General features: G+C 76.9%; 2 protein-coding genes. Both read right to left on the reverse strand.

The window, feature by feature from the left end:
- Nucleotides 1-296 (reverse strand): UvrD-helicase domain-containing protein (locus OZN99_RS31740; RefSeq protein ID WP_270939174.1); only part of this gene is annotated, 296 nt, incomplete at its 3' end.
- Nucleotides 293-1332, reverse strand: a 1040-nt coding sequence (locus tag OZN99_RS31745; protein WP_270939175.1) for a PD-(D/E)XK nuclease family protein, incomplete at its 5' end; no start/stop codon positions are given. The genes OZN99_RS31740 and OZN99_RS31745, both read right to left, overlap by 4 nt.

Genomic DNA, 1332 nt, shown 5'->3' on the forward strand with positions numbered 1-1332 from the left:
TGCTCGGCGAGCAGGCCGCCGAAGACGCCGTGCACCGTGCCGATCCGCGCGCCGATCAGGCGCTGCGCGGCCGCGCGCTGCCCGGCCTCGAACAGCCGCCCGCGCGCCCGCTCCACCAGGTCGCGCGCGGCGGCGCGGGTGAAGGTGACGGCGACGACGCCCTCGGGCTCCGCCTTACCGCCGGCGATTTCCCCGAGCAGCGTCTCGCAGAGCAGATGCGTCTTGCCGGTGCCGGCCGAGGCGTTGAACACGTCCACGGCGCCCGCCGGTGGTCCCATGGGGGGCAGTCCGGTCATCGCAGCGTCTCCTTCCCGCAGAGGCGGCCGAGGTCGCAGAAGCGGCACGGCGGCGGCATCCGCAGCGGGGCGCCGTCTGGGTCCGGTTCCTTCGGGCTCTTCCTGTCGTCCCAGCCGATGCCGAGGGCGCGCAGCGTCCCGCCCTGTGCGGTGGCGAGCCGCAGCCGCCGCGCTGCCCGCAGATCGGACCACGCGACGCCGAGGGCGGGCGCGGCGGGGCCGCCGAAGACCGAGGCCGCGCCGGCCACCACGCGGCGCTGCGCCAGCATGAAGAAGCCGGCATCCTCCCCGGCACCGGCCATCGCGGAATAGGCCGCGAGTTGCACGGCTCGCCCTTCCGCCACCTCGGCGCGTCGCCGCTTGTCGGAGGAGGACCATTTCAGGTCGAGCAGCGCCGGGCTGCCATCCGGCTTCGCCAGCAGCAGGTCGATCGCGCCCGAGAGCGTCCCGCCGGTCTCGGGCTCATCCGCTAGCGAGCGTTGCGCCTCGGCCTCGACCACGGACAGGCCGCGCCGGCGCAGCACGGTGGCCAGGGCCTCCGTCGCGCGCGGCAGATCCTCCGTCATGCGGGTGCGGTCCGCGGCCATGCCGGCAGCCAGCAGGGGCGCGGCCATCTCCTCGAGCAGCGCGGGCAGCCGCGCCGCTGCCGCTTCCCGCGCCGCGGCGGGATCGGGCGGCGTGCCGGGCAGGAAGATTTCCTGCGCGAGGCGATGGGCGAGCAGCCCGGCGAGCCGCGCGCCGTCCGGGACCTCCGCCACGCGGCCACCGCGCAGCCGCGCCGCGTGCTGCGCGACCCAGGCATAGGCGCAGCCGAGCAGCTTCTCGATCGAGGTTGCCGATTCCACCGGGCGCGGCGCCACGACACCGGCCGGGATCGTCCACTCGGTCCGCGCCACCGGCAGACTGGCGCGCGCCAGCACAGCGCGCGGCAGGGCCGTGCCGAGCAGGTTGGCGTTCGGGTCGTCCAGCAGCGCCTCGGCCTGCGGGCGGAGCGCCGCCGGCGGCAGGGGCAAGGGCGGGCGCGGGGCGAGCAGCG

This window comes from Falsiroseomonas oryzae (assembly GCF_027856955.1).
In the GTDB taxonomy this organism is placed as follows: Bacteria; Pseudomonadota; Alphaproteobacteria; order Acetobacterales; family Acetobacteraceae; genus Falsiroseomonas; species Falsiroseomonas oryzae.